We start from the raw sequence: 26998 nt of genomic DNA, 5'->3' as shown, positions 1-26998 counted from the left end.
CATGGCCCCTTTGCAAGATCACCCGCGCCGCTATGAACTGGCCAATGAACTGCACGCCCGTCCTTTCCCCGAAGTGACGACCAATGCGCGTGCCGCCTATCTGGCGATCCGGGCTGCAGGCGATGCGGCGCGGCGGGATCGGGATCTCGACCGGGCGCATTTGCTGGCGCTTCTGGATCGCTACGGGGCGGCGCATCCGGCGCCGGGGGCGACGCATTACATCGGGCCGCTGGGCAAATATCGTCTGAAATGGGAAAGCCACACGGAATTCGTGACCTACACGATTTTCGCCGAAGGGGTGGCGGAGCGGGCCTTTGACAAGAACACCTTCGATCTTTTCCCGGAAGACTGGCTCGATGCCGCGCCGGGGCAGCGGATCACCTCGGCGTTGATCCGGGTCGAAACGGTGGAAGAGGATCAGGCCATTGTCGAGCGGGTCAACGCGTGGTTCGAGCGCGAAAGCCTGGCCGTCGCCCGCGTCCTTGACGGGGCGATGGTGGTTGCGGGGGATTTCCGCATCGACGAGGCGGGGCATATGCGCTTTGCGATCTTCCCTTGCGCCGATTGCGGGCAGCGCCGGATTGGCCGGGTGCTTCAGCGGCTTTGCGAGATCGAGACCTACAAGGCGATGTCGATGCTGGGCCTTGTGCAGGCGCGCAAGGTGGTGCGTGAACTGGCGGACATTGAAAAGGAACTTGCGGAGTTGATGGCGACACTGACCTCCAAGGGCGATGTGCCCGCCGAGGAGATGCTTGAGGATATTCTCGGGCTGTCGACCCGGATCGAGGGCATCGTGACGCGCAGCAATTTCCGGTTTGGCGCGACCGGCGCCTATGAGGCGATCGTGACACAGCGGATTGAAGTGCTGCGCGAGAGCCGCTTCCAGGCGCGTCAATTGTTCAGCGAATTCATGATGCGGCGGTACGATCCGGCGATGCGCACGGTTGCGGCGGCGAAGACGCAGCTTGAGAATCTTGCCGAACGCACGGCGCGGGCGGCAAACCTGCTCAGAACCAAGGTGGATGTGAGCCGTCAGGCGCAGAACCAGAAGCTTTTGGAAAGCATGGATAAGCGTGCGGACCTGCAACTTCGGCTGCAAGAGACGGTGGAAGGGCTGTCGGTGGTGGCGATCAGCTATTATGCGGTGAGCCTTGCGGGCTATCTGATCTATCCGGTGCTCGAACCGCTGGGGCTGTCCAAGGGGTTGGCGCTGGCGCTGCTCACTCCGCTGGTTGTCCTCGCGGTCTGGCTTGGCCTGCGGCGGATAAAGAAGCATCATCTCGGATGAGCCAGGTGGCGAGCGTGCCGCCCAGAGCGATGGACACGAGGGCCAGCGTTGCGGCCAGCGACAGGCTCGGTACACCGGCAAGACCTGCGCCGACGGTGCAACCGCCCGCGAGCACACCGCCCACGCCCATGAGCGCGGCACCTGCCATGTAACGCCCGGTTTGACGGGGGCTCTCGAAACTCTGCCAGCGGAAGCGGTCAGACAACCGCGACGAGATGAGAGCCCCCAGAATGACACCGCCGATGAGGCCGGTGCCAAACCCTGCGGGAATGGAAGAGGCAGCGACGGACCAGAACAGGGTCTCGGCCGCGGGCGAGGTGAAGGACAGGCTTTCCATCGCGATCGGGTCAAATTCGTCGAACAGGACAAAGCCGGTGCCGACCCATGCGGCAGGGACCAGAAGGCCGATCAGCGCGCCGAGGATCAGATCGCGCCCGGAGGCGGCGTATTTCCATGCGACGAGGGCGGCGGTGCCGGCGATCAGGGCCGTCCAGAGGAGGGCCGGGCCGGGGAGGGCGGCGTTGCCAAGGGATAGCGTGACGCTGCCGAACGCGGTGCGGAGAGGGGCCAGAACGCCTTTGAGCGTCGCATGGGCCACCACGGCGAAGACCACGAGCACGAGCGCCGCGCGGAGGTTGCCGGAGCCGGAAAGCACGGTAAGGCGGGAGACACAGCCGCGAGTCAGGACCATGCCCGCGCCGAACATCAGACCGCCGGTGAGGACGGCAAGCCAGGGCAGATCGGGGGCGAGGAAGCGGTGATCGGCAAAGGAGATCAGCCCCTTGGCCACGGCGATTTGGGTGCCGATCACGGCGGTCGCGAGGGCGGCAAGCCAGACGCCTGCGGCGGCGCCACGCTCAGAGCGCGGACCGGCGACGGCGCGGCGGAAACAGAAGCGCGAGACCTCGGCCAGTGCGCCGAACAGCACACCGATCACAAGGCCAAGGATCACCGAGGCCAGACGCGGGGAGAGGTCAAGTCCGAGGGACTCATACATGTCGCTTCTTTCTGAGAAGTGGAATTTCGTTCCGCATAGGCGGGAAATGAGGCGGCATGCAATCCTTGGATGAGTGGCGGTCGGGCCTTTTGGTAGAATAATGTTCTTCGATAAGGCGCGCGTATGGAACTCTGTCGGGGGAGAGGTGCAGGATGGGCAAACAAAGGAAAACGCGCCGGGGGAGCGGCGCGTTTGTTGTTTTTATTTTGCGGTGTGGCCTATCGGTGTTGATTACCGACCGCGAATGCGCGGGTCCAAGGCGTCGCGTAGCCCGTCGCCGATGTAATTCACGGCAAGAACGGTGAGCGAGATCGCCAGACCCGGCCAGATGACGCGTTCGGGGTATTGCTGGATCATGTCTTTCGCATCGAACAGCAGGCGACCCCATGTCGGGTAATCCGGAGGGAAGCCGAGACCCAGAAAGGACAGCGCGCTCTCCGTGATGATCGCGTTGGCGATGCCCAAAGTGGCCGAAACCATGATCGGCGACATGATGTTCGGCAGGATGTGCCGCAGCACCACGCGGCGCGAGGGCGTGCCGATGGAGCGGGCGGCCAGAACGTATTCGCGTTCCTTGAGCGCCAGTACGTCGCCGCGCACGATCCGGGCTGTCTGCATCCAGCTTGTGATGCCGATGACGAAGACGATCAGCGCGAAAATCCCGGCCTCAAGCCCAAGTAGCGCCCGCAGCGGATCGCGGAACAGCATGATGATCACCATCAGAAGTGGCAGCAGAGGCAGGGCGAGGAACAGGTCGGTGAGACGCATCAAAAGGCCGTCGAGCCGCTTCCAGTAGCCCGCCAGAACACCGACGAAGGTGCCGAGCACGAGCGACAGGATCATGGCGGTGAGGCCGACGGAGATCGACACCTGTCCGCCCGCCAGCATCCGGGAGAGGATGTCACGCCCGAGCTGGTCGGCGCCGAAAGGATGCGCCAGAGAGGGCCCCTGATTGCGGGCGCGGAAGTCAATATAGGTCGGGTCGACGGTCCAGACGAGCGGACCGAGATAGACGGCGGCGACGATGAAGACGAAGAAGATCAGCCCCGCCATGGCGCCCTTGTGGGTCTTGAACTGGTCCCAGACGTCCCACCACTGATTGCGGGGGGCTTTGGGTTTCACGGTGGTGGTCACGGTTGCGTCGGTCATGATCAACCTCCCTTAATCGTAGCGGATGCGCGGATCGAGAATGCCGTAGAGGATGTCCGCGATGAGGTTGAAGAGAACGATGAGCACGGCGAAGATGAAGGTCAGGGTCTGGACCATCGGCGCGTCGGAGGCGTAGATCGCGGTGATCAGCATCTGGCCGAGGCCGTTCACCTGAAACACCTGCTCGGTGATGATCGCACCGCCGAAGATGGACGGCACGCCGAGCGCGATCACGGTGACCACCGGGATCATCGAATTGCGCAGCACATGCAGCAGGACGACGACTTTCTCTGACATGCCCTTGGCGCGGGCGGTGCGGACGTAATCCTGATTGAGGTTGTCGAGCATGGAGGCGCGCATGAAGCGGCTGACCTGCGCGGCATTATAGAGCGTCAGGACGAAGACCGGCATGGCCATCTGTTTGATCTGGAAGAGGAAAGAGGGCCAGTCGGTGACCTTGTGGGTGGTGTCGTAGATCGAGGGGAACCAGCCCAGCGTGACGGAGAAGATCACGATCAGAAGCACACCGGAGAAGAAGGTGGGGATGGAGAAGCCGATCATCGACACGAAGGTGCCGAGCTGGTCGAACCAGGAATATTGCCGATAGGCGGAGACGATCCCGATCGGCACGGCGATGAGCGTGGCGAAGACATAGGAGAGGCCCACGACCCAAAGCGTCTGCGGCATGCGTTCGGCCACGACCGTCATCACAGGCGAGCGGGACTGGAAGGAGATGATGCGCTGTTTGCCCTCGGAAAAATCCGTGCCGAAGATGTGGTCCCAGGCGACCTGCGGCTCGACGATGAAGAACTGGTAGAGCCAGTTCAGGAAGCGGATATGCACCGGTTCGCCAAGCCCCAGCGCCTCGCGCATGCGCTCCTTGACCTCAGGCGGCACGGTGAGGGGGATGGAGGCCATCGGATCGCCGGGGGCGAGATCCAAGAGCAGGAAGATCACCAGAGAGATGAACAGAAGCGTCGGGATGGCGAGAAGTAAACGACGGATCGTGTAGTGGAGCATGGGCGACGCCTCGGTTCAGGTCTTTGTCGTGTCGGAAAGAAGGGCGCCCCGCCACGCGGGGAGGGGCGCCCGAAGAGAGATCACTCTTTGATGCGATACCAGTCGGCGGCATTCCAGAGTTCGGAATCCCATGCGTTGATTTCGACCCCGCCCAACGTATTGGAGGCGGCGGAGACACGACCGCGATAGACCAGCGGGATGACCGCATAGTCCTGCATCAGCATGTCGTTCATGGCTTTCGCCAGCTCGGCACGTTTGGTCAGATCGCCGGTCTTGGCCATTTCGGCCACGAGGGCGTCATATTCCTCGGTGCAATAGCGCGGCATGTTGTTGCCCTGCCATTGGGTTTCCGGGCGCGGCGCCTGTTTGCATTCCCAGTTGGCCATATAGGCTTCCGGGTCGGTGCCGTCGAAGTTGTTGGCGTACATTTCCACGTCCGCAAAGAACTTCTGGAAGGTGTCCGGGGAACCCGCGTCGCCACCGAAGAACACGGAGCTGTCGATGTTGCGCAGTTCGACTTCGACGCCGATCTCGTTCCACCATTGCTTGATGATCGCCTGGAAATCCTGACGCACGGCGTTGGTCGAGCTTTGGAACAGCAGCGACAGTTTCTTGCCGTCCTTCTCGCGGATGCCGTCGGAGCCCATGATCCAGCCATCGGCTTCGAGCAGTGCCTTCGCGCCTTCGATGTCCTGCACCATGCAGGCGTCATTGGCGGTGGAGGCGTAGATCGCGGGGGCCGGCAGCACGTTGCAGGTCACCTTGCCCGCCGCACCGTAGCCGATTTCCACCAGAAGCTCGCGGTCGATCGCCATGGACAGCGCCTGACGCACGGCTTTGTCCGACAGGATCGGGTGCGGATGCGCCGCGGTGGCGCGCTCGTCACCGAGTGCCGGATCGGGATCGGTGTAGTTCACCATGATGCGCTCGACGAGGGTGCCGAAGGCGGAGACGAGCTTGCCCTTGCCCTTGCTTTCCATATCGGCCAGCACTTCGGGGGAGAGTTGCAGGTTCCAGGCGTAATCGAATTCGCCGGTCTCGAGCACGGAACGACCCGCCGCCGCCGCATCGCCGCCGCCCTTGACGGTCGCGGTCGCGAAGGCCGGTTTGTTCGGGTCGCGGTAGTTCGGGTTGGCGGACATGGAAACCACGTCGTTGGTCTTGAATTCGTCCACCACGAAGGGGCCGGTGCCGATCGGCGCAAAGTTCTGATCGGTGCAGGACGCCATGGCTTCACCGGTACAGTCGGCGAATTGCGCCTTCTGGATGATCGGGGCCTGGTTGCCGACGAAGGGCCCGTAGGGGAAGGGCTTGGGCACGCTGAAATGCACGATCACGGTCAGATCGTCGACGATTTCCACGTCGGCGACATCATTGTATTTCTCGGACTGGGAACAGCCACCGCCCTCGGAGGTGCAGTATTCCCAGGTAAAGCGCACATCCTCGGAGGTCAGAGGCTTGCCATCGGACCAGAGCAGGCCGGGCTTGAGTTTCCAGGTGACATTCATCAGATCCTCGGAGACACCACCGTTTTCCACGGTCGGCACGGTTTCGGCGAGGAAGGGCACCATATTGCCCTCGGCATCGTAACGCGCCAGCGGTTCGAGCACGAGGGAACCGACTTCGAGCTCCTTAGTGCCGCCCGACAGATAGGGGTTCATGGTCGAGGGCGCTTGCCAGTAGATGATGTTCACATGGCCGTCGGCGCCACGTTCCGCGAACGCGGCCGGGGCCATGGCGAGCCCGGTGACGGCCCCCAGAACGGTGCCCTTCAGGGCAGTCTTGATCTTCATTGTAACCTCTCCTTGTTGGATGCTCTTGGCCTCGAAACCGGCGCCTTAGGCGGCGCTCTCTTCGGTGTCCTTGTACAGGTGGCAGGCCACCTGATGACCGGGGGCGATCTCCTGACCCAGCGGGTCGATCTCGCGGCAGATCTCCATGACCTGCGGGCAGCGGGTGCAGAAATTGCAGCCCTTCGGCGGGTTCGACGGCGAAGGAACGTCGCCCTCAAGCAGAATGCGCTCCACCTTTTCCTCAAGCCAGGGATCGGGCTCGGGCACGGCGGACAGAAGCGCCTGCGTATAGGGATGTTTCGGATCGGCGAACAGCGTCTCGCGGCTGGCCAGTTCGACGATCCGCCCGAGATACATGACGGCCACACGGTCCGCGATATGGCGCACCATCGACAGGTCGTGGGAGATGAACAGGTAGGTCAGGCCGAATTCTTCCTGCAAATCCTCCAGCAGGTTCACCACCTGCGCCTGAATCGACACATCGAGTGCCGCGATCGGTTCGTCGCAGACGATGAATTTCGGATTGAGCGCCAGCGCCCGGGCGATGCCGATCCTCTGGCGCTGACCGCCGGAGAATTCATGCGGATAGCGGTTGGCGAAATCGCGGTTCAGCCCCACGGCATCCATCAGGGACAGCACCTTTTCGCGCTTCTCTGCCTTGCCGAGTTTGGTGTGTTCGTCCAGAGGCTCGCCGATGATCGCCGCCACCGACATGCGCGGATTGAGCGAGGCCTGCGGGTCCTGAAACACCATCTGCATGGTCGGGCGCATCTTGCGCAACTCGGGCTGCGGCGTTGCGCCGATCTCATGGCCGTCGATTTTGATCGACCCTTCGGTGATGTCGTAGAGCCGCAGGATCGCGCGCCCGGCGGTGGATTTGCCACAGCCGCTCTCGCCCACAAGCCCGAGCGTCTCGCCCTCGTAAATGTCGAAGCCGATGCCATCGACAGCCTTGACCTCGCCCACGCGCTTTTTCAACACGCCGGCATGGATCGGGAAATGCATTTTCAGATCCCGGACCTCGACCAGAATCTTGTCCGATTTTGTGTCATCCAGCATGGATCACTCCCTCGGTGACGGAGGTGGCCTGCACGGAGGCCCGTGGCGCGCCGCTCTCGAAATCGTAGAAGCAGGCGGCGTCATGGCCGGGGCTGATGTCAAAGCGCGGCGGATTTTCCGCAAGACAGCGTTCGAAGGCAAAGGGGCAGCGCGCGGCAAAGGAACAGCTCGACGGTTCCGCGCGCAGGATCGGCGGTTGGCCCTCGATCACCTCAAGCCGCTCCGCTCGCTCGCCGCGCACCGAGGGCACGGTTTTCAGGAGCGCACGAGTGTAAGGATGGCGCGGATGTCTGAACAGCTCGCGCACGGGGGCGTGTTCGACGATCTGCCCGCCATACATCACCAGAACCCGGTCGGCGATCCCGGCGATCACGCCCAGATCGTGGGTGATCCAGATCACCGCCATGCCGAGCTTGGCGCGCAGCTCATGCATCAGCTCAAGAATTTGCGCCTGAATGGTCACGTCGAGCGCCGTGGTCGGTTCGTCCGCGATCAGCACTTCCGGGTCACAGGCCAGCGCGATGGCGATCATCACCCGTTGCCGCATGCCACCGGAAAACTGGTGCGGGTAATCGCTCAGGCGGCGCTCGGCGTCCGGAATGCCGACCAGTTCCAGAAGCTCCTTGGCCCGAACCCGGGCCTGCGCCTTGGACATGTTCATATGTTTGCGCAGCGGTTCCATGATCTGGTAGCCGACCGTGAACACCGGATTGAGCGAGGTCATCGGGTCCTGAAACACAAAGCCGATGCGCGCGCCGCGAATGGCGCGCAGCTCGGTCTCGGAGGCTTGCAAAAGGTCGATGCCGCCAAAATCTATGCCTCCCCCTGAGACCTCAGCGGGGGGCGAGGGGATCAGGCCGATCAGCGACATCATGGTCACGGACTTGCCGGAGCCGGATTCGCCGACAACGCCCAATAATTCACCGGGGTTGAGCGAAAAGGAAACGGAATTGACGGCATGAACGGACCCTGACCGCGTTTTGAAAACGGTCTTCAGGTCCCGGACATTGAGTACGGGTGTGGCCCCATCGGCCATGCGGTGACCCCCAAGCTGTTGGTTTTATTTGTTATTATATTTCCGCCCCGGTTTGTCCGAAGTCGGTACGATCAAAACGGTATCACCTCTTTTCGAGGGCGCAAGGGGCAAGGTGCCCGAATGTGCAAGTTTTTTTACCAATGGATAAATTGTAAGGCACATCTGCTTGACCTCTGTGCAAAGCGCGATCACGCTTGGGGCCAGCCCCGCGATATGGGGCGCGATCAGGGGGGTGTGCCAAAACGCACCTTGCCTCGTTTGCGTCCAAGGCGTCGGGTGACGAGAGCCAGAGATCTGGTGCTTATGACGACCACCCTCATCCCACTCCGCCGGAGACCGACATGCCGATCAAGAACCGCCTCGCCGAATTACTGCCCGAAATCACCGCATGGCGACGAGACATCCACGAGAATCCCGAACTGCAATTCGATCTGCCGCGCACCTCGAAGAAAGTGGCGGACCTGCTGCGCGAATTCGGCTGTGACGAGGTGGTCGAAGGCATGGCGCAAACCGGCGTCGTCGGCGTGATCAAGGGAAAGTCGGACAGCAAAGGCCGAACCGTGGGTCTGCGGGCCGATATGGATGCGCTGCCGATCCTCGAGGAGACCGGGGCCGAATATGCGTCGAAAACCCCGGGTGTGATGCATGCCTGCGGTCATGACGGGCACACGGCGATGCTTTTGGGCGCGGCAAAATACCTTTGTGAAACCCGGAATTTCGACGGCACCGCCGTGGTGATTTTCCAGCCGGCCGAAGAGGGTGGCGGCGGTGGTCGGGTGATGTGCGAAGAGGGGTTGATGGAGCGGTTCGGCATCGACGAGGTTTATGGCATGCACAACTGGCCGAACCTGCCAGCGGGGACCTTCGCGATCCGTCCGGGGCCGTTCTTTGCCGCCGCCGACGAGTTCGAGATCTATGTGAAGGGCAAGGGCGGGCATGCCGCGAAACCGCATGAGACAGTGGACAGCACGGTGACGGCGGCGCATCTGGTGATTGCGCTCCAGACCATCGCCTCGCGCAATGTGGACCCGACGAAACAGGTGGTGGTCTCCGTCTGCACCGTCGAGTCGTCGTCCAAGGCGCATAACGTTCTGCCCGCGCAGGTTATGCTGAAAGGCACGGTGCGGACACTGGACGGTGAAGTGCGCAAGCAGGCGGAGGATCGTCTGAAAGAGATTTGTGCAGGTGTCGGTGCCACTTACGGGGCGGATGTGGTGGTCGATTATCACCTCGGTTATCCGGTCATGGTGAACCACGATCGGGAAACCGAATATGCCATCGAGGCGGCGACCAAGGTGGCGGGCGGCTGTGAGGAATATCCGCTGGTGATGGGCGGTGAGGATTTTGCCTATATGCTCGAGGAACGTCCGGGCGCCTATATCATCGTCGGCAACGGTCCGGGCGCGCCGGTGCACCATCCGAAATACATGTTCAACGACGAGGCGCTGCCTGCGGGTTGCTCGTGGTACGCGGAAATGGTGGAAAGCCGTCTGCCTGCGGCGTGATCTGAGTATTTGGATCAGCAAAGGAAACAGGCGCTCCCGGTTGGGGGCGCCTTTCGTGTCTTTTGTCTGAAAATATCCCGGGGGTGAGCCGCAGGCGAGGGGGCAGAGCCCCTTAAATCCGGCCTGAGAGGGCGCGCCTTACCCGCCCGTGTGCGACATATGTCGCGACACCTGACCGTCGGGCTTTTGCCGCGAATAGTCGAAATCATGGCCTTCGGGTTTGCGGGCAATCGCGGCCTCGATGGCGCGGATCAGCGGCGCGTCGTCCTCGGGATGAGCGCGCATGATGTCTCGCAGCGAGGCGTTGTCTTCCTGCCCTAAACACATGAACAGATCGCCGGTGCAGGTCATCCGCACGCGGTTGCAGCTTTCGCAGAAATTATGGGTCAGCGGCGTGATGAAGCCGATCTTCTGTCCGGTCTCGTTGAGCCGCACATAGCGCGCCGGGCCTCCAGTGCGCTCGGCCAGATCGGTGAGCGTGTAGCGGGTCGCCAGATCGGCGCGCAGATCGTCGAGCGACCAATATTGCCCGACGCGGTCCTCATTGCCCAGGTCGCCCATCGGCATGACCTCGATGAAGGTCAGGTCCATATCCTCGCGGGCGCACCACTCCGTCAGGGCGAACAACTCGTCCTCGTTGAAGCCCTTGAGGGCGACCGTGTTGATCTTGACCCGCAGGCCGGCATTGCGCGCAGCGTCAATGCCGCTCAACACTTGCTCGAGCCGGCCCCAGCGCGTCACACGTTGGAATTTTGCCGCATCCAGGGTGTCGAGCGAGACATTGATCCGGCGCACGCCGGCGGCATAGAGATCGGAGGCAAAACGGTCGAGTTGCGAGCCGTTGGTGGTGACCGTCAGCTCCTTCAGAGCGCCGCTGTCGAGGTGTCGCGACATGGCGTCAAAGAACGTCATGATCCCGCGCCGCACGAGGGGTTCGCCGCCGGTGATCCGCAGTTTCTCGACGCCGAGTCCGATGAAGGTGGAACACATGCGGTCCAACTCTTCGAGGGTCAGCAATTCCTTTTTCGGCAGGAAGGTCATGTGCTCCGCCATGCAATAGACACAGCGGAAATCGCAACGATCCGTCACAGACACCCGAAGATAGGTAATCGCACGGGCAAACGGGTCGATGAGGCGGGGTGCATTGGACATGACGGGTAATCTAGGGCGCATAGGCAGGGCTGCCAAGCGATTCAGTCGCTGGTCGTGCGGGACTGGACGACGCGCCGGACCATGCCCGCACGTTTGCGGTCATGTTTGCCGAGGCTCTTGAGCCAACTGTCGGCCATGCGCGAGACGTCCTTGTCCGGGTCCTGAAGTGCATAGGTCAGCCAATATAGCACATCGTCGATGGCGCCGAGCTCTTCCTCTGTCGGATGCGCCAGCTTCGCGAGGGGCAAGGACAGGCCGAGGGCCGCGCGACGGTCGAGCGCACGCTCTGATTTGGCCAGATCATGGACGGTGCCCATCCGCGTGAGATCGGTGACGATCCGACGCGCGCCGGCCCCCGCAAGCGCATCCAGCTCGGCCCAGCTCTCGGCCTCTGAAATCCAGGCGCAAATCTGATCCCAGATGGCGGCATCTTCGGCAATCCGGGCCTGGGTGAGCAGTTTCGCGGCCATCAGGCGGGCTTCGAAGACCGGTTGGCCCCAAAGTGCGCGCGCCAGTTCGAGCCGCTCGGGGAAGGGCGTGTCCTGCCGCCAGGTCCGGGCCAAATCCTCGAGCGTCTGAGGCGGGACGCCCAAGGCGTCCGACGTGCCGGAACGGCTGTTGAGGACCGATGCCTTGTCGGGGTCGGCGGACAGACGCAGGGTTTCCATGGCCATTTCTGCGGTGATCGACATTTTTTTGCCCTTATGTTGTCGTAACGCTACCTCAGCCAAAATCACAAGTGAGCCACAGGAACAATGAAAAACCTCGTCAAGCTTCTGCTGACCGCCTCCGCTTTCGCCTATGCACTGCCCGTCGTGACCTCCGATTTTACGGGGCTGAACACCGCAGAGGCGCGCAGTGCCAATGCCAATGGTGGAAATTCCGGAAACGGTGGGAACTCCGGCAATTCGGGCAATCGCGGCAACTCCTCGAACGCTGGCAATGCCGGGGGGAATTCGGCCAATGCGGCTGCGGCCGGCACGCGCGGCAATTCCGCCAACGCCGGGAATCCGGGAGGCAAACCGCTTGCTGCGGCGCTCAAGTCGTTGAATTCGCTCGGGCGCAACCCGAATGGCATCATGAATTCTTCCGATCCGAAAATGGCGCCGATCAAGGATTTCCTGGGTGCGGTTGCGGCCTATGACGACGCACAGGGCGCCGCAGAAGCGGCTGGATCGGCCTATGCCGACAGTTATGACGATCTGGCGGCCTCTGCGGCGGCGCTGGGCCTGTCCTCCGATCCGGCTGGTTGGGCGTCGGAAATCGACCAGTTGAGCGCCGATCTGGCGGCGAATCCGGTGGCGGAAGGCGAGCCGGGGTATCAGGACTATCTCGATCAGCTCGCGGCTGTCGAAAAGGCCAAGGCCGAGTTGGATCAGGCGCTGGCGGACAAGGCCGTCCTCGATGCGGCGGTCGACGATCTGGCGGAGGCCGAAGCGGCTGTCTCGGACGATGCTCTGGTCGATGCGATCGTGTCTGCGGCCAATGCCACGGGCAATGCTCCGATCACCGCGGATGACGTCACGCCCGAGATGCTCGACTACGCCAAGGCGAAACTCGGCGTCTGACCGCCGCTCTCAGGCACTTTCTATGGAATCCACGTCGAAACCGCCCCGAACGGGGCGGTTTCTTTATAGGGTCATTCCACCGTCACGGATTTCGCCAGGTTGCGCGGCTGGTCCACATCCGTGCCCTTGGCGACCGCCGTGTGATAGGCGATGAGCTGGGCCGGGACGGCGTAGAGGATCGGGGCGAACAGGTCCGGGACTTCGGGCATCTGCACCGTCTGCCAGACGCCTTCGGAGGCGACGTCCAGCCCTTTGCGGTCGGAGACCAGAAGCACCTTGCCGCCGCGCGCCATGACCTCCTGCATGTTCGATACGGTCTTGTCGAACAGCGCGTCATGCGGCGCGAAGACGATCACCGGCGTGTGGCTGTCGATGAGGGCGATGGGGCCGTGTTTCAACTCGCCGGACGCATAGCCTTCGGCATGGATGTAACTGATTTCCTTGAGTTTCAACGCGCCTTCGAGGGCCAGAGGATACATCGCGCCACGCCCCAGGAACAACACGTCGCGGGCTTCGGAGAGGTCGTTCGAGACGATGTTCAGCGCCTCGTCGAGATCGAGCGCACGGGTGAGAAGCCCGGGCAGGAGGCGCAGGGTTTCCATGTGTTTCGCAAGTTCCGCTTCGCTCATGTGCCCGCGATCACGGGCCGCCTTGAGCGCAAGGGTCGCGAGCACGAGGAGCTGGCAGGTGAAAGCCTTGGTCGAGGCCACGCCGACTTCGACGCCCGCGAGGATCGGCAGGGCTATGTCGCTTTCGCGCGCGATGGAGGAAGTCGGCACGTTCACCACGGCGATGGTTTTCGCCACCTTTTCATCGCAATAGCGCAGGGCGGCCAGCGTGTCGGCGGTCTCGCCGGACTGGCTGACGAAGATCGCGTAGCTGTCAGTCGGCAGCGGCGGTTCGCGGTAACGGAACTCCGAGGCGACGTCGATCTCGACTGGCAGGCGGGCGAGGCTCTCGAACCAGTATTTCGCCACGGAGCAGGCGTAGAAGGCGGTACCGCAGGCCACGAGCGTGAGACGCGAAATGTTCGAAAAGTCCAACTCCGACGGCAGATTCAGCCCGTCCGTGGTAAGATAATGTCGCAAAGCATCAGCAAGAACCACAGGCTGTTCGGCGATTTCCTTGGCCATGAAATGCTTGTAGCCGCCTTTTTCCACCTGAGTAGCGCCGAGGTCGATGCGTTGCTCGTCGCGGTTCGCGCGCCGTCCCTCGGCGTCGAAAATCTCCGCACCTGCGCGGGTGATGAAGGCATAATCGCCTTGTTCCAGATAGGTGATGCGATCGGTCATCGGCGCCAGCGCAATGGCGTCAGAACCCGCGAACATTTCGCCTTTGCCATGGCCGATCGCGAGCGGCGCACCTTTGCGCGCGGCGATGATCAGATCGTCCTCACCATCGAAGAGCCACAACAGGGCAAAGGCCCCGTCGAGCTTTTTGAGCGTCGCCACGGCGGCTTCGCGGGGGGGGAGCCCCCGATCCATATACATATGCGTCATCAGCGCCACGGTTTCGGAATCGGTCTGGGTGACCGGATGGATGCCCGCCTCGGCCAGTTCGGCGCGCAATTCGCGGTAGTTCTCGATGATGCCGTTGTGCACCACGGCGACGGGGCCGGAGCGATGCGGGTGGGCATTGCCGGTGGTCGCCGCGCCATGGGTCGCCCAGCGGATGTGACCGATCCCGGTCTTGCCGGCAAGCGGTTCATGCACCAGAAGATCGGACAGGTTGACGAGCTTGCCGACCGCACGGCGCCGGTCGAGCTTGCCCTGCACGACCGTGGCGATCCCGGCACTGTCATAACCGCGGTATTCCAGCTTTTTCAGCGACTCGACAAGGATCGGAGCCGCTTCATGATTTCCCAAAATCCCGACAATACCACACATTTTACTGCCCTTTTTGCTTCTTAGCTTTGAGAGACTTTAACTTTTCGAACATCCGCACGGCGAGCATGGGTTTGTTTACCTGTTTCGCGCGACCTATGGCCAAGGCCCCTGCCTCGACATTGGAGGTGATCACCGACCCGCTCGCGGTCATCGCCTCGTCGCCCACGGTCACCGGTGCGACGAGCATGGTGTTCGATCCGATGAAGGCGTTGCGGCCCACCACAGTGCGGTGTTTGAACACGCCGTCATAGTTGCAGGTGATCGTCCCCGCGCCGATATTGGTACCGTCGCCGATGTCGGCATCGCCGATGTAGGTCAGGTGGTTCACCTTGGTGCCTTCGCCGATCAGGGCGTTTTTCACCTCGACGAAATTGCCGATATGGGCGTTGTTCGCCAGCTCTGCGCCGGGGCGCAGACGGGCAAACGGGCCGACGGTCGCGCCCATCGAGACATGACAGCCCTCGAAATGCGAAAACGCCCTGAGACGCGCGCCGGATTCGACGGTGACGCCGGGGCCGAAGATCACGTTCGGCTCCACGACGGTGTCGCGCCCGATATAGGTGTCGAGCGAGAAGAACACGGTTTCGGGGGCCATCAGCGTGACGCCATTGTCGAGCGCTTCCGCCCGCTTGGCAGATTGGAAAATCGCTTCGGCGCGGGCGAGTTCCGCGCGGGTGTTGACGCCCAGTGTCTCGGCTTCGTCACAGGCGACGGCGGTTGCCGTGCGACCGGTTTTCCACGCGATTTCAACGATGTCCGGCAGGTAGTATTCACCCGCAGCATTGTCATTTCCGACCTGATCCAGAAGCTCGAACAGCACGGAGGCCTCGGCGGCGATAAGACCGGAGTTGCAGAAGGTGATCGCGCGCTGGGCCTCGGTGGCGTCTTTGTATTCGACGATTCGGGTGAGCCTGTCGCCCTCCATCACCAGACGCCCGTAGCGCGCCGGATCGGCGGCCTCGAAGCCCAGAACCACCACATCGGCGGATTTGCGGGCCTCGGCCATGCGCAGGATCGTGTCTTCGGAAATGAACGGTGTGTCGCCGTACAACACGATGGCATCGCCTTCGAAGGCCGCAAGCGCGTCTTTCGCCTGTAAAACCGCATGCGCCGTGCCGAGTTGTTCTTCCTGGCGGGCGATGACGATGTCTTCGTCGATCCTGGCCGCTTCCGCCGCCACGAGATCGCCACCATGGCCCACGACCAGAACCGTGCGCTCCGGCTCCAAAGCGCTGCCCGAGGCCAGCGCATGGGCGAACAGGGGGGCGTTGCCGATCGGGTGCAGCACTTTGGGCAGGTCGGAATTCATCCGCGTGCCTTGCCCGGCGGCCAAGAGAATGAGGGCTGTTGCCATGGTTTTCGTCCCGATCTGCTCTTTTCTTTGTCTCCTTGCCGTTTTACCCATGACGCGGAGCGCCGCAAGGCCCGGAAGGTCAGGGGGGCTTCACTTATTCTGACGCCAGATTACAGGTTGCAGCGGGAGTTTGCCCAAAACGACCTGCCGCGGCCGCAAAGGGACCAGACATGCGCACAGTGATTTTCGATCTCGACGGCACGCTGGCGGACACTTCCGCTGATCTGATCGCGGCGGCGAATGCCTGTTTCCGGGGGCTGGGCTACGGTGATGTGCTGGACCCCGTGGCGGATGCACATACGGCGTTTCGCGGTGGACGGGCGATGCTGACGCTTGGGTTCTCTCGGGTGAAGCCGGGATTCGGAGAGGCTGAGGTGATGGAGCAATATCCGATCCTGCTGGACGTTTATGCCGAGCATATCGACACACATACACGGCTCTACGAGGGGGCGGCGGAGGCGGTCGAGGCGCTGCGTCGCGATGGCTATGCGGTGGGGGTCTGCACCAACAAGCCCGAGGATCTGGCGGATCGGCTGCTGACGCGTCTGGGCGTGCGCGATCTGTTCGGCTCGATGATCGGGGCCAAGACCGTGGGCGTGTCGAAACCCGATCCGAAGCCTTATGTCGCGGCGGTCGAAGAGGCGGGCGGCGTTCTGGCGCAATCTTTCCTCGTGGGCGATACGGAAACCGACCGCGCCACGGCGAAGGCGGCAGGCGTGCCCTCTGTGCTGGTGACCTTCGGGCCGGATGGGGACGGGGTCAAACGGCTGGAGCCGGAGGCGTTGCTCACCCATTATAATGAGCTCTCGCGGCTGACGAAGGAGCTGATCGGATGACGGGCGAGGTCTTTAAAGGCAATTTCACTCAGCAGGAGCCGATCACGGAGGAGGCGATCGAGGCCGCCGTGGCGGTGATGCGCTCGGGGCGGTTGCATCGGTATAACACGCTTCCCGGGGAGAAAGGCGAGGTGGCGCTGCTCGAAGAGGAGTTCGCGGCCTACACCGGGGCGAAATATTGTCTGGCGGTGGCCTCAGGCGGCTATGCGCTTGGCTGTGCTCTGCGGGCGCTTGAGGTCAAGCCCGGCGAGTCGGTTCTGACCAACGCGTTTACGCTGGCGCCCGTGCCCGGTGCGATTGCCTCCGTGGGAGCGAAGCCGGTGTTCGTGGGGGTGACCGAGGGGCTCGTGATCGACCTTGATGATCTTCAGGTGAAAATTTCTGAGACGGGTGCAAAGGTTCTGATGCTGTCGCATATGCGCGGGCATCTCGTCGATATGGATGCGCTCATGTATATCTGCAACGGGGCAGGGGTCGCGGTCATTGAGGATTGTGCGCATACCATGGGGGCGCATTGGAACGGGGTGCCATCGGGGCGGCACGGGGTGATTGGCTGCTATTCCACCCAGACCTACAAACATATCAACTCGGGGGAGGGCGGATTCCTCATCACTGATGACGAGGAGAGCGCGGCGCGCGCCATCATGTTGTCGGGATCGTACATGTTATACGGCAAGCATACCGCCGGTCCGGCCCCGGATGTGTTCGAAAAGATCAAATATGAGACTCCGAATGTGTCGGGCCGGATGGATCATCTGCGCGCGGCGATCCTGCGGGTGCAACTGCGTAGCCTCGATGTTCAGGTGGAAAAGTGGAACGCGCGCTACCGGGTGGTCGAAGCGGGGTTGCGGGGCACGAAGGGGCTTACGCTGATCGAGCGGCCCGAGCCGGAGCATTACGTCGGCTCCTCCATTCAGTTCCTGCTGTTGGACTGGCCGGACGCCAAGATCGAGGCGCTGGTGGCGGCCTGTCTCAAGCGCGGCGTGGAGTTGAAATGGTTCGGGGCACCGGAGCCCGTCGCCTTTACCTCGCGGTATGAAAGCTGGCGCTATTGCGAGGTGCAGAGCCTGCCGGAGAGCGACCGTGTTCTGCGTGCGATCATGGATATGCGTCTGCCGCTGACCTTCAGCCTCGAAGACTGCGAAATAGTGTCGCGGATCATCCGGGACGAAGTCTTGCGGGCAGGATAAGCCGGGACACCGTCAGGACGCGGCCGGATAAGGTTCGGGAAGTATTCATCTTTTGATATGCGTTGGCAAATACACCTTAAATGGTGTGCAGATGCATACAACTTGGCAAATTCCGACAAAAATTATAAGAAAAAGCCTCTCGAATCGCGAGATGCGGAGAAATCCGCCGCAGCGCCGCAAAACGAGATCACGCGTGCAAAAAAACTTGTCATGACCCTTGAAACCTTGGCCTTTCTCGCCGCGCGTTTGGTTGACCATATTGTCGCAGGGGGCTAAACCACAGCAAGCTAGCAAAGCAGCGCGCCCGAGGTTGCTCGACAATTGAGTCTCCCCGAGAGTGCGCAAACCAAGGAGCCGCTCGTGGAAGACTTGCTTCGGGAATATCTCCCCATCGTCATTTTCATCGGCCTCGCCATTGCGCTGGGCCTGGTGTTCATCTTCGCAGCCCTCATCCTCGCCGTTCGCAATCCCGACCCGGAAAAAGTGTCGGCCTATGAATGCGGGTTCAACGCGTTCGACGACGCGCGGATGAAATTCGACGTGCGGTTCTACCTCGTGTCGATCCTGTTCATCATTTTCGATCTCGAAATCGCTTTCCTCTTCCCCTGGGCCGTCGCGTTCAAGGATCTGAGCATGACGGGCTTCTGGTCGATGATGGTGTTCCTCGGCGTGCTGACCGTGGGCTTTGCCTATGAATGGAAGAAAGGGGCGCTGGAATGGGCGTGATGACCTCTGCCAACACCGCCGGGGCCGACAAGGACGTCGCGACTCAGGCTCTGAACAAGGAATTGCAGGACAAAGGCTTCCTGCTGACCTCGACGGAGGACATCATCAACTGGGCGCGCACCGGCTCGCTGCACTGGATGACCTTCGGTCTGGCCTGTTGCGCCGTCGAGATGATGCAGACCTCCATGCCGCGTTACGACCTCGAACGCTACGGCACCGCACCGCGCGCCTCCCCGCGCCAGTCCGACCTGATGATCGTCGCGGGCACGCTGACCAACAAAATGGCCCCCGCTCTGCGCAAGGTCTATGACCAGATGCCGGAGCCGCGTTATGTGATCTCCATGGGCTCCTGTGCCAATGGCGGCGGCTATTACCACTACAGCTATTCGGTGGTGCGCGGTTGCGACCGCATCGTGCCCGTGGACGTTTATGTCCCCGGCTGCCCGCCGACCGCAGAAGCGCTGATGTACGGGTTGTTGCAATTGCAGCGCAAAATCCGTCGCACCGGCACGATTGCCCGCTAAGGAGAGATCTGATGAGCGAAGAAGCCCTCAAGGAACTCGGTGCGCATATCGAGCTGAAACGTCCGGACGACGTGCTGAAGACGGAAGTGGCCTTTGGCGAGCTGAACGTCACCGTGACCGCCGCCGGGATCGTGGATTTCGTCGATTTCCTGAAAACCGACGGCACCTGCAAATTCTCCTCGCTGGTGGACATCACGGCGGTCGATCACCCGGAGCGCGAACAGCGGTTCGACGTGGTCTATCACTTCCTGTCGATGTACCAGAACCACCGCATCCGTGTGATCGCTGCGCTGCGCGAAGAAGAGACGATCCCCTCGATCATTTCCGTGCATCCGTCCGCTGGCTGGTTCGAACGTGAAACCTTCGACATGTTCGGCATCATCTTCTCCGGCCACCCGGACCTGCGTCGTCTGCTGACCGATTACGGGTTCCGCGGTCACCCGCTGCGCAAGGACTTCCCGGCCACGGGCTATACCGAAGTGCGCTATGACGAAGAGCTGAAACGCGTCGTTTACGAACCGGTGAGCCTCGTTCAGGAATACCGTCAGTTCGACAACCTTTCCCCGTGGGAAGGCGCGAAGTACATCCTTCCCGGCGACGAGAAGGGGGCCTGAGGTTTGAACGGCAATCCGGCCATCATGATCTGCGTCGGCGCGACGAAAGCGGGCACCAGCTCGCTTTATCGCTATTTGCACGATCATCCGGATTGCCACATGCGGTCGATCAAAGAGATCCACTATTTCGATACGGTGGATTTCGACGATTACGAGCACCAGTTCGACGTTTACGCCCGTCTGCGCGCCGATCTGATCGGGCGTCAGAGCACGGCGCGCATGAATTCCAATCTCTGGAAGGTCGACAATCTTCAGCGCCAGATCGACGATGTGGACGAGATCGTGCGCATCCTCAAACTGGGGCGAGAGGGCGTATCAGATTACCTGTTCTATCTGCTGGACGGGATCGGCGACAAGAAGATCGCGGGCGACATCACGCCGGGTTACGGCCTTTTGACCGAAGAGCGGCTGCGCGAGATGGCGCATATGGCCCCCGACGTGCGGTTCGTCTTCCTGATGCGCGACCCGGTGGACCGTCTTTGGTCGCATGTGCGGATGCAGGCGACGCGCCAGCGTCAGCCCGGTGAAGAGGTCGCGATCAAGGCCCGGCGGATTATGAACCGCACGATGAAAAAGGGCATGGAAACCCATATCCCCGAACGCGGCGACTATGCCGGGATCGTGGAGAAACTCAAACGGGCGGTGCCCGAGGACAAGCTTTTCGTCGGGTTCACCGAGGATGTGCTTTCGGGCGAGGGGCTTTCGAGCCTGTGCGCCTTCCTCGGGATTTCCGAGAAGCCCGTGGACGAAGAACCGCATGCGCATGAAGGTGTGCATCTGAAACTAACCGACAAGCAGCGGCATGAGGCGGCGCAATTTCTTGCCCCGCAATATGCCTATGTGGAAAAGAGCTTTGGCCCGCTGCCCGCGCGGTGGCAGGCGAATATGGCGAGGATCTGAGAATGGACGTCGATATCCGGCAAAACACCTACGATGACGGTTCGCACGACGCGACCGACACCGAACAGAAGATCCGGAACTTCAACATCAACTTCGGGCCTCAGCACCCTGCGGCCCACGGTGTGTTGCGGATGGTTCTGGAGCTGGACGGTGAGATCGTGGAACGTGCCGACCCGCATATCGGGCTGTTGCACCGCGGCACCGAAAAGCTGATGGAGAACCGGACCTATCTCCAGAACCTGCCCTATCTCGACCGTCTCGATTACGTGGCGCCGATGAACCAGGAGCATGCCTGGTGTCTGGCCATCGAACGTCTGGCGGGCGTCGAGATTCCGCGTCGCGCGTCCCTGATCCGTGTGCTCTATTCCGAGATCGGCCGGGTGCTGAACCACCTGCTGAACACCACGACGGGTGCGATGGACGTCGGCGCGCTGACGCCGCCGCTCTGGGGCTTCGAAGAGCGTGAAAAGCTCATGATCTTCTACGAACGGGCCTGCGGTGCGCGTCTGCACTCCGCCTATTTCCGCCCGGGTGGCGTCCATCAGGACCTGCCGCCGGAGCTGATCGACGATATCGAGGCTTGGGCCGATCACTTCCCGAAAGTGCTCGACGACATTCACTATCTGCTCTCCGACAACCGCATCTTCAAACAGCGGACCGTCGACATCGGCGTGGTCAACGAAGAAGAAGTGCTCGACTGGGGCTTCTCCGGCGTGATGGTGCGCGGTTCCGGCCTCGCCTGGGACCTGCGTCGCAGCCAGCCCTATGAATGCTACAACGAATTCGACTTCCAGATCCCGGTGGGCACCAGCGGCGACTGCTACGACCGCTATATGTGCCGCATGCTGGAAATGGCCGAGTCGACCAAGATCATCAAACAGGCCTGCGCGATGCTGCGGATGCCGGAAAACCAGGGCGATGTGCTGGCCCGTGGCAAGCTCACTCCGCCGAAACGCAGTGATATGAAGACCTCTATGGAGGCTCTCATCCATCACTTCAAACTTTACACCGAAGGGTTCAAACTGCCGCAGGGCGAGGTTTACGCCGCCGTCGAGGCGCCGAAGGGCGAGTTCGGCGTGTTCCTCGTTTCCGACGGGACGAACAAACCCTACCGCGCGAAACTCCGCGCGCCGGGCTACCTTCACTTGCAGGCGATGGATCACATGGCCAAGGGCCACCAGCTCGCGGATGTGTCCGCCATCATCGCCACCATGGACATCGTTTTCGGGGAGGTCGACCGCTAATGCTGCGCCGTCTTTATTCTGAACAACCCGCCTCTTTCGAATACACCCCGGCGAACCTCGCCTGGGCCGAGGGGCAGATCGCCAAATACCCGGAAGGCCGCGCGCAATCCGCGATCATTCCGCTGTTGTGGCGGGCGCAGGAACAGCAGGGCTGGCTCACCAAACCCGCGATCGAATATGTCGCGGATATGCTGGGCATGCCCTATATCCGTGCGCTCGAAGTGGCGACCTTCTACTTCATGTTCCAACTGCAACCGGTTGGTTCCGTGGCCCATATTCAGGTCTGTGGCACCACGACCTGCATGATCTGCGGCTCGGGCGACATCATCGAGGTCTGCAAACGCCGTATCGCCGCGAAGCCGCACACGCTGTCTGCCGACGGCAAGTTCAGCTGGGAAGAGGTCGAATGCCTTGGCGCCTGCGCCAACGCGCCGATGGCCCAGATCGGCAAGGATTATTACGAAGACCTGACCGCCGAGAATTTCGAGAAGCTGCTCGATCAGATGGAAGCGGGCAATGTCCCGCTGCCGGGCTCGCAAGCCGGGCGTTATTCGTCCGAACCCGCCGGTGGTCCGGTGGTTCTGGCCGAGTACAAGGGCACGGGCGCCGCGCATAACGGTTCCGTGCAGCGCGCAGTCGACATCGGCGACACGATCAAGCGCATCGACGGCACCGAAGTGCCGCTTCTGACGCCGTGGATTTCCAAGGGCGCCGGTCACGGTTCCGTGCCGAAAGCCCCGGCTGCGGCCAAATCCGCCGTGCAGCAGGCAGCCGACGCCAAGAAAGCCGAGCCGAAACCGGCAGCCGGTGTGGCGGTCAGCGAGAACGGTGCGACGAAACAGGAGGCGGAGGCGGTTTCGACCGGAACGCCGGATGCTGTGGACGAAAAACAGCCGGAACTGCTCACCGCGGCGCGTGAGGGCAAGGCGGATGACCTGAAGAAACTCAAGGGCGTCGGTCCGAAGCTCGAAGAGACGCTGAACGAGTTGGGCTTCTACCATTACGATCAGGTCGCGAACTGGACACCGGCGGAGATCGCATGGGTCGACAGCCGGTTGAAATTCAAGGGCCGGATCGAACGTGACGGCTGGATCGAACAGGCTAAAATTCTCGCAGAGGGCGGAGAAACCGAATTCTCCAAACGGGCGAAATACTGAGACGAGACGGCCAAAGGGCCACTGACAGGACACGGTAAAGGAAGACAGGAATGAGCGAGGCGACGACCAAAACACCCAGGATCTGGCTGATTTCAGCCATCTGTGGCGTCTTGGCCTTCCTGGCCCTGTTGTGGATCGCAGGTTATGCGACCGTCGACTCGATCATCGTCGGTGTTCTGGTGACCTTTCTTGTGGCGATCCTGTTGTGGATCGGCTGGCACGAAGAAGAGATCACGCCGGTCGAGGGGCATCCCGAGGCCGATGTGAGCACCGCCGGTCTCATGGCGACGGCCTCCATCGGCGATGAGCCGATCTCCGTGGCCGGGGAAATCGCGCCGGAACCGCATGCCGCCGACACGCGGGAAGTGCGTTCCGCTGCGGCTGCGGCGACGCCTGAGGCCGCTCCGGTTGCAGAGGAGCCCGAGGAGAAGACGGCGAAGCCGACGCTGCTCAAGGCGCCGCTCGAAGGCGGGGCCGACGATCTGAAACAGATCAAGGGCGTGGGACCGAAACTTGAGGTGCTCCTGCATTCCATGGGGGTCTACCACTTCGGTCAGATCGCCGGATGGTCTGCGGCGGAAGTGGCCTGGATGGATGAGAACCTGCAAGGGTTCAAAGGCCGGGTGACCCGGGACGACTGGGTTGGTCAGGCGAAAGCCCTCTCTGAGGGCGAGGAAACGGAATTCTCGAAACGCGTCAAGGATGGCGACGTGTACTGAGGAGTGAAGACAATGGTTCCCGACAAGGACCGGCATCTGGCGAAAAAGGCGCGAACGGTCGCGCTGGTGATCGCTTTGACGATGTCGATCTGGCTCGGGGCCCAGTGGCTGGGTGGGAAACTCGGAATGCCTGTGCGTTACGTGTTCCTGCTCGACCTCATGGCGCTGGCCGGCTTTGTGTGGGTCTTCGTGGTGATTTATCAGATCTGGCGCGACACGCGTCAGCAGGACTGAAGGGACAAGAGCGATGCTCAAGGATCAGGATCGGATCTTTACCAACCTCTACGGGATGAATGACCGTAGCCTCAAAGGTGCCATGGCGCGCGGCCATTGGGACGGTACGGCGGGCATTCTCGCCAACGGGCGCGACTGGATCATTGATCAGGTCAAGGCCTCTGGCCTGCGTGGCCGCGGCGGGGCGGGTTTCCCAACCGGTCTCAAATGGTCCTTCATGCCGAAGGAAAGCGACGGGCGTCCGTCCTATCTGGTGATCAACGCCGACGAATCCGAGCCCGCGACCTGCAAGGACCGCGAAATCATGCGCCACGACCCGCACACGCTGGTCGAAGGCGCGCTGATTGCCGGGTTCGCCATGGGCGCGGTGGCGGCCTATATCTACATTCGCGGCGAATACATCCGCGAAAAAGAGGCGCTTCAGGCCGCGATCGACGAGGCTTACGACGCTGGTCTGATCGGCAAGAACGCCTGCAAATCCGGCTACAATTTCGACGTCTACCTGCACCACGGGGCAGGGGCCTATATCTGTGGCGAGGAAACCGCCCTCATCGAGTCTCTCGAAGGCAAAAAGGGCATGCCCCGGATGAAACCGCCGTTCCCGGCGGGGGCGGGTCTTTATGGCTGCCCGACCACGGTGAACAACGTCGAATCCATCGCCGTCGTGCCGACGATCCTGCGGCGTGGCGCGGATTGGTTCTCCTCCTTCGGGCGTCCGAACAACGCGGGCACGAAACTCATGGCGCTGACCGGTCACGTCAACACGCCCTGCGTGTTCGAAGAAGAAATGTCGATGTCCGTGCGCGAGATCATCGAGAAACACGGCGGCGGCATTCGCGGCGGCTGGGATAACCTCAAGGCGATCATCCCCGGTGGGGCGTCCTGCCCGGTGCTGCCGAAAGAGGCGCTTGAGGATGCGATTTTCGACTTCGACTGGATGCGCGAAAACAAGTCCTCCTTCGGCACCGGCTGTATGATCGTGATGGACAATTCCGTCGACGTCGTCAAAGCCGTGTGGCGTTTGTCGGCCTTCTTCAAACATGAGAGCTGTGGCCAATGTACGCCGTGCCGTGAAGGCACTGGCTGGATGATGCGTGTGATGGACCGTCTGGTGACCGGCGATGCGGAGATCGAAGAGATCGACATGCTTTTGGATGTGACGAAACAGGTCGAGGGCCACACCATCTGTGCGCTTGGCGATGCGGCGGCCTGGCCGATCCAGGGCCTGATCCGTCACTTCCGTGATGACATCGAAGAGCGCATCAAAATCAAGAAAACGGGTCGTGTCTCTGCGGCTTTTGCGGCGGAGTAAGGCGCGCTTATGAAACCTGCCCTCGCCATATTGCCGATCACGCTCTTGTCCGCCTGTCAGGTGGACGAGGCGAACGAGGCCATGCGTGGCATGTCGCTCGATCGCATGACGGTCGCCCGGGCGGCGTTTCGCGATATGGGCAAGGATGAGCTGGCGGGGATGCTGTTGCTGTCGAAGGACATCGCGGAGAGCTGTGACCGGATCGAGATCAGCACACAGGTGCACAATCTCCTGTCGTCGCGTGTCGAACGCCTGCCGTTCTCCGATCCGGCGCTCAACGCGCAGCGGCTTGAAAATGCCCGTTCGGGCTTCGTGGCGCAGCACGGTGCGGCGGATGACAAAGCGTTTTGCGCGGCGGCGCGGGACGAAATGAAACAGATGACGCCTCTGGGCGCAACTTTGGTGGAAGGACCGGCACGCTGATGCAACCTGTCGGCACATATCTCGCGGAGCTGAACATCGGACGCCTTGTCGCGCCGACGGACGATCCGCGCGTGGCCGAGTTCATGGGCGCGCTGGACCGGATCAACGGCATGGGCAAACGCATGCCGGGGTTTGTCTGGATGATGGAAGGCTCGGGTGAGCCGGGCACCGGGAACACCGAAAACAACATCGGCGACGATCCGCAATTCGTCGCCAATCTCACCGTCTGGGAAGACGTGCAAAGCCTGGAGCATTTCGTTTTCAACACGGTGCACAAACAATTTTACGACCGCCGCGCGGAGTGGTTCGAGCTGATGGTCGACCAGCATTTCGTGATGTGGTTTGTTGAAGACGGGCACAAGCCCACGCTGGCAGAGGCGATGGAACGCCTCGCCTACAAACAGGAACATGGGGACAGCGATCAGGCCTTTGGCTGGTCGTACATCAAAGAGGCCACGCTTTTCCGCGAGAAAAGCTGTCGCCCGATTGCTGCGGAGTAACCCATGACACAGCTCAAACATCTCACTCTTGCTCTTGCCCTTACAGTGGGCGCTGCCGCGGCGGCGGAACTGCCGCCTTTGCGGGAGGTCAAAGAGATCGACCAGAACATGCTCTGGGCCGGTCTGGCCGTCGAGGTGGCGGATGAATGTCCGACGCTCGAAGTCAAGAAAATCAAGGGCCTGTCCTTCCTCTGGGGGCTGAAGAACAAGGCCTCTTCCATGGGCTACTCGGATGACGAGATTCGCGCCTATGTCGAAAGCGACAGTGAAGAAGCCCGTATTCGTCGCCTCGGCGAAGACTATGTACGCCACGCCGGTTTCGATCCGAAAACGCCGCAGGGGCTTTGCGCCTTCGGGGAATCGGAGATCGCCAAGGGCACGCTGATCGGCTCTTTCCTGAGGAGCACGAAATGATCCGGGGGCTGGCATATCCCGCTGTTCTGGCGCTTTGGGCCGTTCCGGCTCTGGCGCAGATGGCAATCACGGAGGACCCGGACATTCGCGGCCCTCTGGTGGACAATATGATTGTCACGGAACTGACGACCATTTGTCCGAAACTGGCCGCGCGCCCCGCGCGGGTGAACGCGCAGGCCAAGACGATGATGGAAACCATCGTCGCCAAGGGCTATGGCGCGGACGACATTCAAACCCTTCAGGACCCGGCCTTTCTGGCGGTTCTGGCGGATGAATCGACAAGCTTCTTTGCCGCTCAGGGCATTGAGAAACGAGACACGGAGGCGATGTGCGCCTTCGGCAAAGCGCAGATTGCAAAGCGGACCCCGCTCGGCAAGCTGATGAAGAACAGGTGATGT

The 26998-nt window shown here is 61.8% G+C and carries 29 protein-coding genes; 19 read left to right on the top strand and 10 right to left on the bottom strand.

The window, feature by feature from the left end; genetic code table 11:
- Position 1 precedes the first annotated feature (1 nt).
- Positions 2–1288 (top strand): DUF3422 family protein, encoded by a 1287-nt coding sequence (locus CEW89_RS07630; RefSeq protein ID WP_096805477.1) that lies wholly within the window; start codon positions 2–4, stop codon positions 1286–1288.
- Here the strand turns inward: CEW89_RS07630 and CEW89_RS07625 are convergent.
- The 6 genes from CEW89_RS07625 to CEW89_RS07600 all read right to left on the bottom strand — a co-directional run bounded on the left by CEW89_RS07625 (position 1221) and on the right by CEW89_RS07600 (position 8342).
- On the bottom strand, positions 1221–2285 hold the full coding sequence (locus CEW89_RS07625) for a YeeE/YedE family protein (protein WP_096805476.1): 1065 nt from the start codon (positions 2283–2285) through the stop codon (positions 1221–1223). The genes CEW89_RS07630 and CEW89_RS07625 overlap by 68 nt on opposite strands.
- A 231-nt stretch (positions 2286–2516) precedes the next feature.
- Positions 2517–3434, bottom strand: coding sequence for an ABC transporter permease (locus CEW89_RS07620; protein WP_066704167.1), 918 nt, complete (start codon positions 3432–3434; stop codon positions 2517–2519).
- Positions 3435–3446: 12 nt separating this feature from the next.
- Positions 3447–4454, bottom strand: coding sequence for an ABC transporter permease (locus CEW89_RS07615; protein ID WP_096805475.1), 1008 nt, complete (start codon positions 4452–4454; stop codon positions 3447–3449).
- Positions 4455–4534: 80 nt separating this feature from the next.
- On the bottom strand, positions 4535–6247 hold the full coding sequence (locus CEW89_RS07610) for a peptide ABC transporter substrate-binding protein (protein ID WP_066704161.1): 1713 nt from the start codon (positions 6245–6247) through the stop codon (positions 4535–4537).
- Positions 6248–6292: 45 nt separating this feature from the next.
- Complete coding sequence (locus tag CEW89_RS07605; protein WP_066704159.1) at positions 6293–7306, bottom strand: ABC transporter ATP-binding protein; 1014 nt, start codon at positions 7304–7306, stop codon at positions 6293–6295.
- Positions 7296–8342 carry an ABC transporter ATP-binding protein gene (locus CEW89_RS07600; protein WP_096805474.1) on the bottom strand — a complete coding sequence of 349 codons (1047 nt, stop codon included), beginning with the start codon at positions 8340–8342 and terminating at the stop codon, positions 7296–7298. The genes CEW89_RS07605 and CEW89_RS07600 overlap by 11 nt, the downstream gene beginning before the upstream one ends.
- A 341-nt stretch (positions 8343–8683) precedes the next feature.
- On the opposite strand from CEW89_RS07600, the gene CEW89_RS07595 reads away from it, so the two are divergent.
- Positions 8684–9847 (top strand): M20 aminoacylase family protein, encoded by a 1164-nt coding sequence (locus CEW89_RS07595; RefSeq protein ID WP_096805473.1) that lies wholly within the window; start codon positions 8684–8686, stop codon positions 9845–9847.
- Between the two features lie 138 nt (positions 9848–9985).
- Here the strand turns inward: CEW89_RS07595 and moaA are convergent, their stop codons facing one another.
- Together moaA and CEW89_RS07585 are read right to left on the bottom strand one after the other, a co-directional pair.
- On the bottom strand, positions 9986–10999 hold the full coding sequence (moaA, locus tag CEW89_RS07590) for a GTP 3',8-cyclase MoaA (RefSeq protein WP_096805472.1): 1014 nt from the start codon (positions 10997–10999) through the stop codon (positions 9986–9988).
- Positions 11000–11040: 41 nt separating this feature from the next.
- Complete coding sequence (locus CEW89_RS07585) at positions 11041–11691, bottom strand: DNA alkylation repair protein (protein ID WP_066704140.1); 651 nt, start codon at positions 11689–11691, stop codon at positions 11041–11043.
- 63 nt (positions 11692–11754) lie between these two features.
- On the opposite strand from CEW89_RS07585, the gene CEW89_RS07580 reads away from it, so the two are divergent.
- On the top strand, positions 11755–12567 hold the full coding sequence (locus tag CEW89_RS07580) for a hypothetical protein (protein ID WP_066704138.1): 813 nt from the start codon (positions 11755–11757) through the stop codon (positions 12565–12567).
- A gap of 71 nt (positions 12568–12638) precedes the next feature.
- On the opposite strand, the gene glmS is transcribed toward CEW89_RS07580, so the two are convergent.
- Together glmS and glmU are read right to left on the bottom strand one after the other, a co-directional pair.
- Positions 12639–14453 (bottom strand): glutamine--fructose-6-phosphate transaminase (isomerizing), encoded by a 1815-nt coding sequence (gene glmS, locus CEW89_RS07575; RefSeq protein WP_066704132.1) that lies wholly within the window; start codon positions 14451–14453, stop codon positions 12639–12641.
- Between the two features lies 1 nt (position 14454).
- On the bottom strand, positions 14455–15807 hold the full coding sequence (glmU, locus tag CEW89_RS07570; protein ID WP_096805471.1) for a bifunctional UDP-N-acetylglucosamine diphosphorylase/glucosamine-1-phosphate N-acetyltransferase GlmU: 1353 nt from the start codon (positions 15805–15807) through the stop codon (positions 14455–14457).
- A gap of 170 nt (positions 15808–15977) precedes the next feature.
- Here glmU and CEW89_RS07565 point away from each other — a divergent pair, with 170 nt between their 5' ends.
- From CEW89_RS07565 to CEW89_RS07495, 16 genes are all read left to right on the top strand, one after another.
- Entirely contained in the window at positions 15978–16643 is a 666-nt protein-coding gene (locus CEW89_RS07565) for an HAD-IA family hydrolase (protein WP_096805470.1), read from the top strand.
- Complete coding sequence (locus tag CEW89_RS07560; RefSeq protein WP_096805469.1) at positions 16640–17833, top strand: DegT/DnrJ/EryC1/StrS family aminotransferase; 1194 nt, start codon at positions 16640–16642, stop codon at positions 17831–17833. The genes CEW89_RS07565 and CEW89_RS07560 overlap by 4 nt, the downstream gene beginning before the upstream one ends.
- A gap of 102 nt (positions 17834–17935) precedes the next feature.
- A complete protein-coding gene (locus tag CEW89_RS20740; protein WP_157779781.1) occupies positions 17936–18109 on the top strand; it encodes a hypothetical protein in 174 nt (57 codons plus the stop codon).
- Positions 18110–18193: 84 nt separating this feature from the next.
- A complete protein-coding gene (locus CEW89_RS07555; RefSeq protein ID WP_043870546.1) occupies positions 18194–18559 on the top strand; it encodes an NADH-quinone oxidoreductase subunit A in 366 nt (121 codons plus the stop codon).
- Positions 18550–19083 (top strand): NuoB/complex I 20 kDa subunit family protein, encoded by a 534-nt coding sequence (locus tag CEW89_RS07550; protein ID WP_081423788.1) that lies wholly within the window; start codon positions 18550–18552, stop codon positions 19081–19083. Before CEW89_RS07555 ends, CEW89_RS07550 begins: the two co-directional genes overlap by 10 nt.
- A gap of 11 nt (positions 19084–19094) precedes the next feature.
- Positions 19095–19697, top strand: a complete 603-nt coding sequence (locus CEW89_RS07545) for an NADH-quinone oxidoreductase subunit C (protein ID WP_066704121.1) — start codon at positions 19095–19097, stop codon at positions 19695–19697.
- Positions 19698–19700: 3 nt separating this feature from the next.
- Positions 19701–20597 (top strand): sulfotransferase, encoded by an 897-nt coding sequence (locus tag CEW89_RS07540; protein WP_066704118.1) that lies wholly within the window; start codon positions 19701–19703, stop codon positions 20595–20597.
- 2 nt (positions 20598–20599) lie between these two features.
- Positions 20600–21841, top strand: a complete 1242-nt coding sequence (locus tag CEW89_RS07535; protein ID WP_066704111.1) for an NADH-quinone oxidoreductase subunit D — start codon at positions 20600–20602, stop codon at positions 21839–21841.
- Positions 21841–22998 (top strand): NADH-quinone oxidoreductase subunit E, encoded by a 1158-nt coding sequence (locus tag CEW89_RS07530; protein ID WP_096805468.1) that lies wholly within the window; start codon positions 21841–21843, stop codon positions 22996–22998. The genes CEW89_RS07535 and CEW89_RS07530 overlap by 1 nt, the downstream gene beginning before the upstream one ends.
- Positions 22999–23048: 50 nt before the next feature.
- Positions 23049–23717, top strand: a complete 669-nt coding sequence (locus CEW89_RS21205; protein WP_244906172.1) for a hypothetical protein — start codon at positions 23049–23051, stop codon at positions 23715–23717.
- Between the two features lie 12 nt (positions 23718–23729).
- The gene (locus CEW89_RS07520; protein WP_066704103.1) at positions 23730–23951 is read left to right on the top strand and encodes a DUF5337 domain-containing protein; all 222 of its coding nucleotides are present in this window, start codon (positions 23730–23732) and stop codon (positions 23949–23951) included.
- Between the two features lie 13 nt (positions 23952–23964).
- Positions 23965–25263 (top strand): NADH-quinone oxidoreductase subunit NuoF, encoded by a 1299-nt coding sequence (nuoF, locus tag CEW89_RS07515; protein WP_096805467.1) that lies wholly within the window; start codon positions 23965–23967, stop codon positions 25261–25263.
- Between the two features lie 9 nt (positions 25264–25272).
- A complete protein-coding gene (locus tag CEW89_RS07510) occupies positions 25273–25686 on the top strand; it encodes a hypothetical protein (protein ID WP_066704098.1) in 414 nt (137 codons plus the stop codon).
- A complete protein-coding gene (locus CEW89_RS07505) occupies positions 25686–26186 on the top strand; it encodes a DUF3291 domain-containing protein (protein WP_096805466.1) in 501 nt (166 codons plus the stop codon). Before CEW89_RS07510 ends, CEW89_RS07505 begins: the two co-directional genes overlap by 1 nt.
- A gap of 3 nt (positions 26187–26189) precedes the next feature.
- Entirely contained in the window at positions 26190–26600 is a 411-nt protein-coding gene (locus tag CEW89_RS07500; RefSeq protein WP_096805465.1) for a DUF5333 domain-containing protein, read from the top strand.
- Complete coding sequence (locus tag CEW89_RS07495; RefSeq protein ID WP_066704089.1) at positions 26597–26995, top strand: DUF5333 family protein; 399 nt, start codon at positions 26597–26599, stop codon at positions 26993–26995. The genes CEW89_RS07500 and CEW89_RS07495 overlap by 4 nt, the downstream gene beginning before the upstream one ends.
- Positions 26996–26998 lie beyond the last annotated feature (3 nt).

The organism is Celeribacter ethanolicus, from assembly GCF_002407265.1.
Lineage (GTDB): Bacteria > Pseudomonadota > Alphaproteobacteria > Rhodobacterales > Rhodobacteraceae > Celeribacter > Celeribacter ethanolicus.
Note: the sequence above shows the minus strand (reverse complement) of the source record. Positions and strands in the feature narration are given on the sequence as shown.

What these genes read in the sequence shown, in the direction of transcription:
- CEW89_RS07530 (WP_096805468.1), top strand. Translation starts at nt 21,841, where the DNA reads ATGCTGCGCCGTCTTTATTCTGAACAACCCGCCTCTTTCGAATACACC.
- CEW89_RS21205 (WP_244906172.1), top strand. Translation starts at nt 23,049, where the DNA reads ATGAGCGAGGCGACGACCAAAACACCCAGGATCTGGCTGATTTCAGCC.
- CEW89_RS07535 (WP_066704111.1), top strand. Translation starts at nt 20,600, where the DNA reads ATGGACGTCGATATCCGGCAAAACACCTACGATGACGGTTCGCACGAC.
- CEW89_RS07495 (WP_066704089.1), top strand. Translation starts at nt 26,597, where the DNA reads ATGATCCGGGGGCTGGCATATCCCGCTGTTCTGGCGCTTTGGGCCGTT.
- CEW89_RS07545 (WP_066704121.1), top strand. Translation starts at nt 19,095, where the DNA reads ATGAGCGAAGAAGCCCTCAAGGAACTCGGTGCGCATATCGAGCTGAAA.
- CEW89_RS07500 (WP_096805465.1), top strand. Translation starts at nt 26,190, where the DNA reads ATGACACAGCTCAAACATCTCACTCTTGCTCTTGCCCTTACAGTGGGC.
- CEW89_RS07625 (WP_096805476.1), bottom strand. Translation starts at nt 2,285, where the DNA reads ATGTATGAGTCCCTCGGACTTGACCTCTCCCCGCGTCTGGCCTCGGTG.
- moaA (WP_096805472.1), bottom strand. Translation starts at nt 10,999, where the DNA reads ATGTCCAATGCACCCCGCCTCATCGACCCGTTTGCCCGTGCGATTACC.
- CEW89_RS07580 (WP_066704138.1), top strand. Translation starts at nt 11,755, where the DNA reads ATGAAAAACCTCGTCAAGCTTCTGCTGACCGCCTCCGCTTTCGCCTAT.
- CEW89_RS07550 (WP_081423788.1), top strand. Translation starts at nt 18,550, where the DNA reads ATGGGCGTGATGACCTCTGCCAACACCGCCGGGGCCGACAAGGACGTC.
- CEW89_RS07565 (WP_096805470.1), top strand. Translation starts at nt 15,978, where the DNA reads ATGCGCACAGTGATTTTCGATCTCGACGGCACGCTGGCGGACACTTCC.
- CEW89_RS07510 (WP_066704098.1), top strand. Translation starts at nt 25,273, where the DNA reads ATGAAACCTGCCCTCGCCATATTGCCGATCACGCTCTTGTCCGCCTGT.
- CEW89_RS07615 (WP_096805475.1), bottom strand. Translation starts at nt 4,454, where the DNA reads ATGCTCCACTACACGATCCGTCGTTTACTTCTCGCCATCCCGACGCTT.
- CEW89_RS07600 (WP_096805474.1), bottom strand. Translation starts at nt 8,342, where the DNA reads ATGGCCGATGGGGCCACACCCGTACTCAATGTCCGGGACCTGAAGACC.
- CEW89_RS07605 (WP_066704159.1), bottom strand. Translation starts at nt 7,306, where the DNA reads ATGCTGGATGACACAAAATCGGACAAGATTCTGGTCGAGGTCCGGGAT.
- CEW89_RS07560 (WP_096805469.1), top strand. Translation starts at nt 16,640, where the DNA reads ATGACGGGCGAGGTCTTTAAAGGCAATTTCACTCAGCAGGAGCCGATC.
- CEW89_RS07620 (WP_066704167.1), bottom strand. Translation starts at nt 3,434, where the DNA reads ATGACCGACGCAACCGTGACCACCACCGTGAAACCCAAAGCCCCCCGC.
- CEW89_RS07630 (WP_096805477.1), top strand. Translation starts at nt 2, where the DNA reads ATGGCCCCTTTGCAAGATCACCCGCGCCGCTATGAACTGGCCAATGAA.
- CEW89_RS07505 (WP_096805466.1), top strand. Translation starts at nt 25,686, where the DNA reads ATGCAACCTGTCGGCACATATCTCGCGGAGCTGAACATCGGACGCCTT.
- glmU (WP_096805471.1), bottom strand. Translation starts at nt 15,807, where the DNA reads ATGGCAACAGCCCTCATTCTCTTGGCCGCCGGGCAAGGCACGCGGATG.
- CEW89_RS07610 (WP_066704161.1), bottom strand. Translation starts at nt 6,247, where the DNA reads ATGAAGATCAAGACTGCCCTGAAGGGCACCGTTCTGGGGGCCGTCACC.
- glmS (WP_066704132.1), bottom strand. Translation starts at nt 14,453, where the DNA reads ATGTGTGGTATTGTCGGGATTTTGGGAAATCATGAAGCGGCTCCGATC.
- CEW89_RS07595 (WP_096805473.1), top strand. Translation starts at nt 8,684, where the DNA reads ATGCCGATCAAGAACCGCCTCGCCGAATTACTGCCCGAAATCACCGCA.
- nuoF (WP_096805467.1), top strand. Translation starts at nt 23,965, where the DNA reads ATGCTCAAGGATCAGGATCGGATCTTTACCAACCTCTACGGGATGAAT.
- CEW89_RS07585 (WP_066704140.1), bottom strand. Translation starts at nt 11,691, where the DNA reads ATGTCGATCACCGCAGAAATGGCCATGGAAACCCTGCGTCTGTCCGCC.
- CEW89_RS07520 (WP_066704103.1), top strand. Translation starts at nt 23,730, where the DNA reads ATGGTTCCCGACAAGGACCGGCATCTGGCGAAAAAGGCGCGAACGGTC.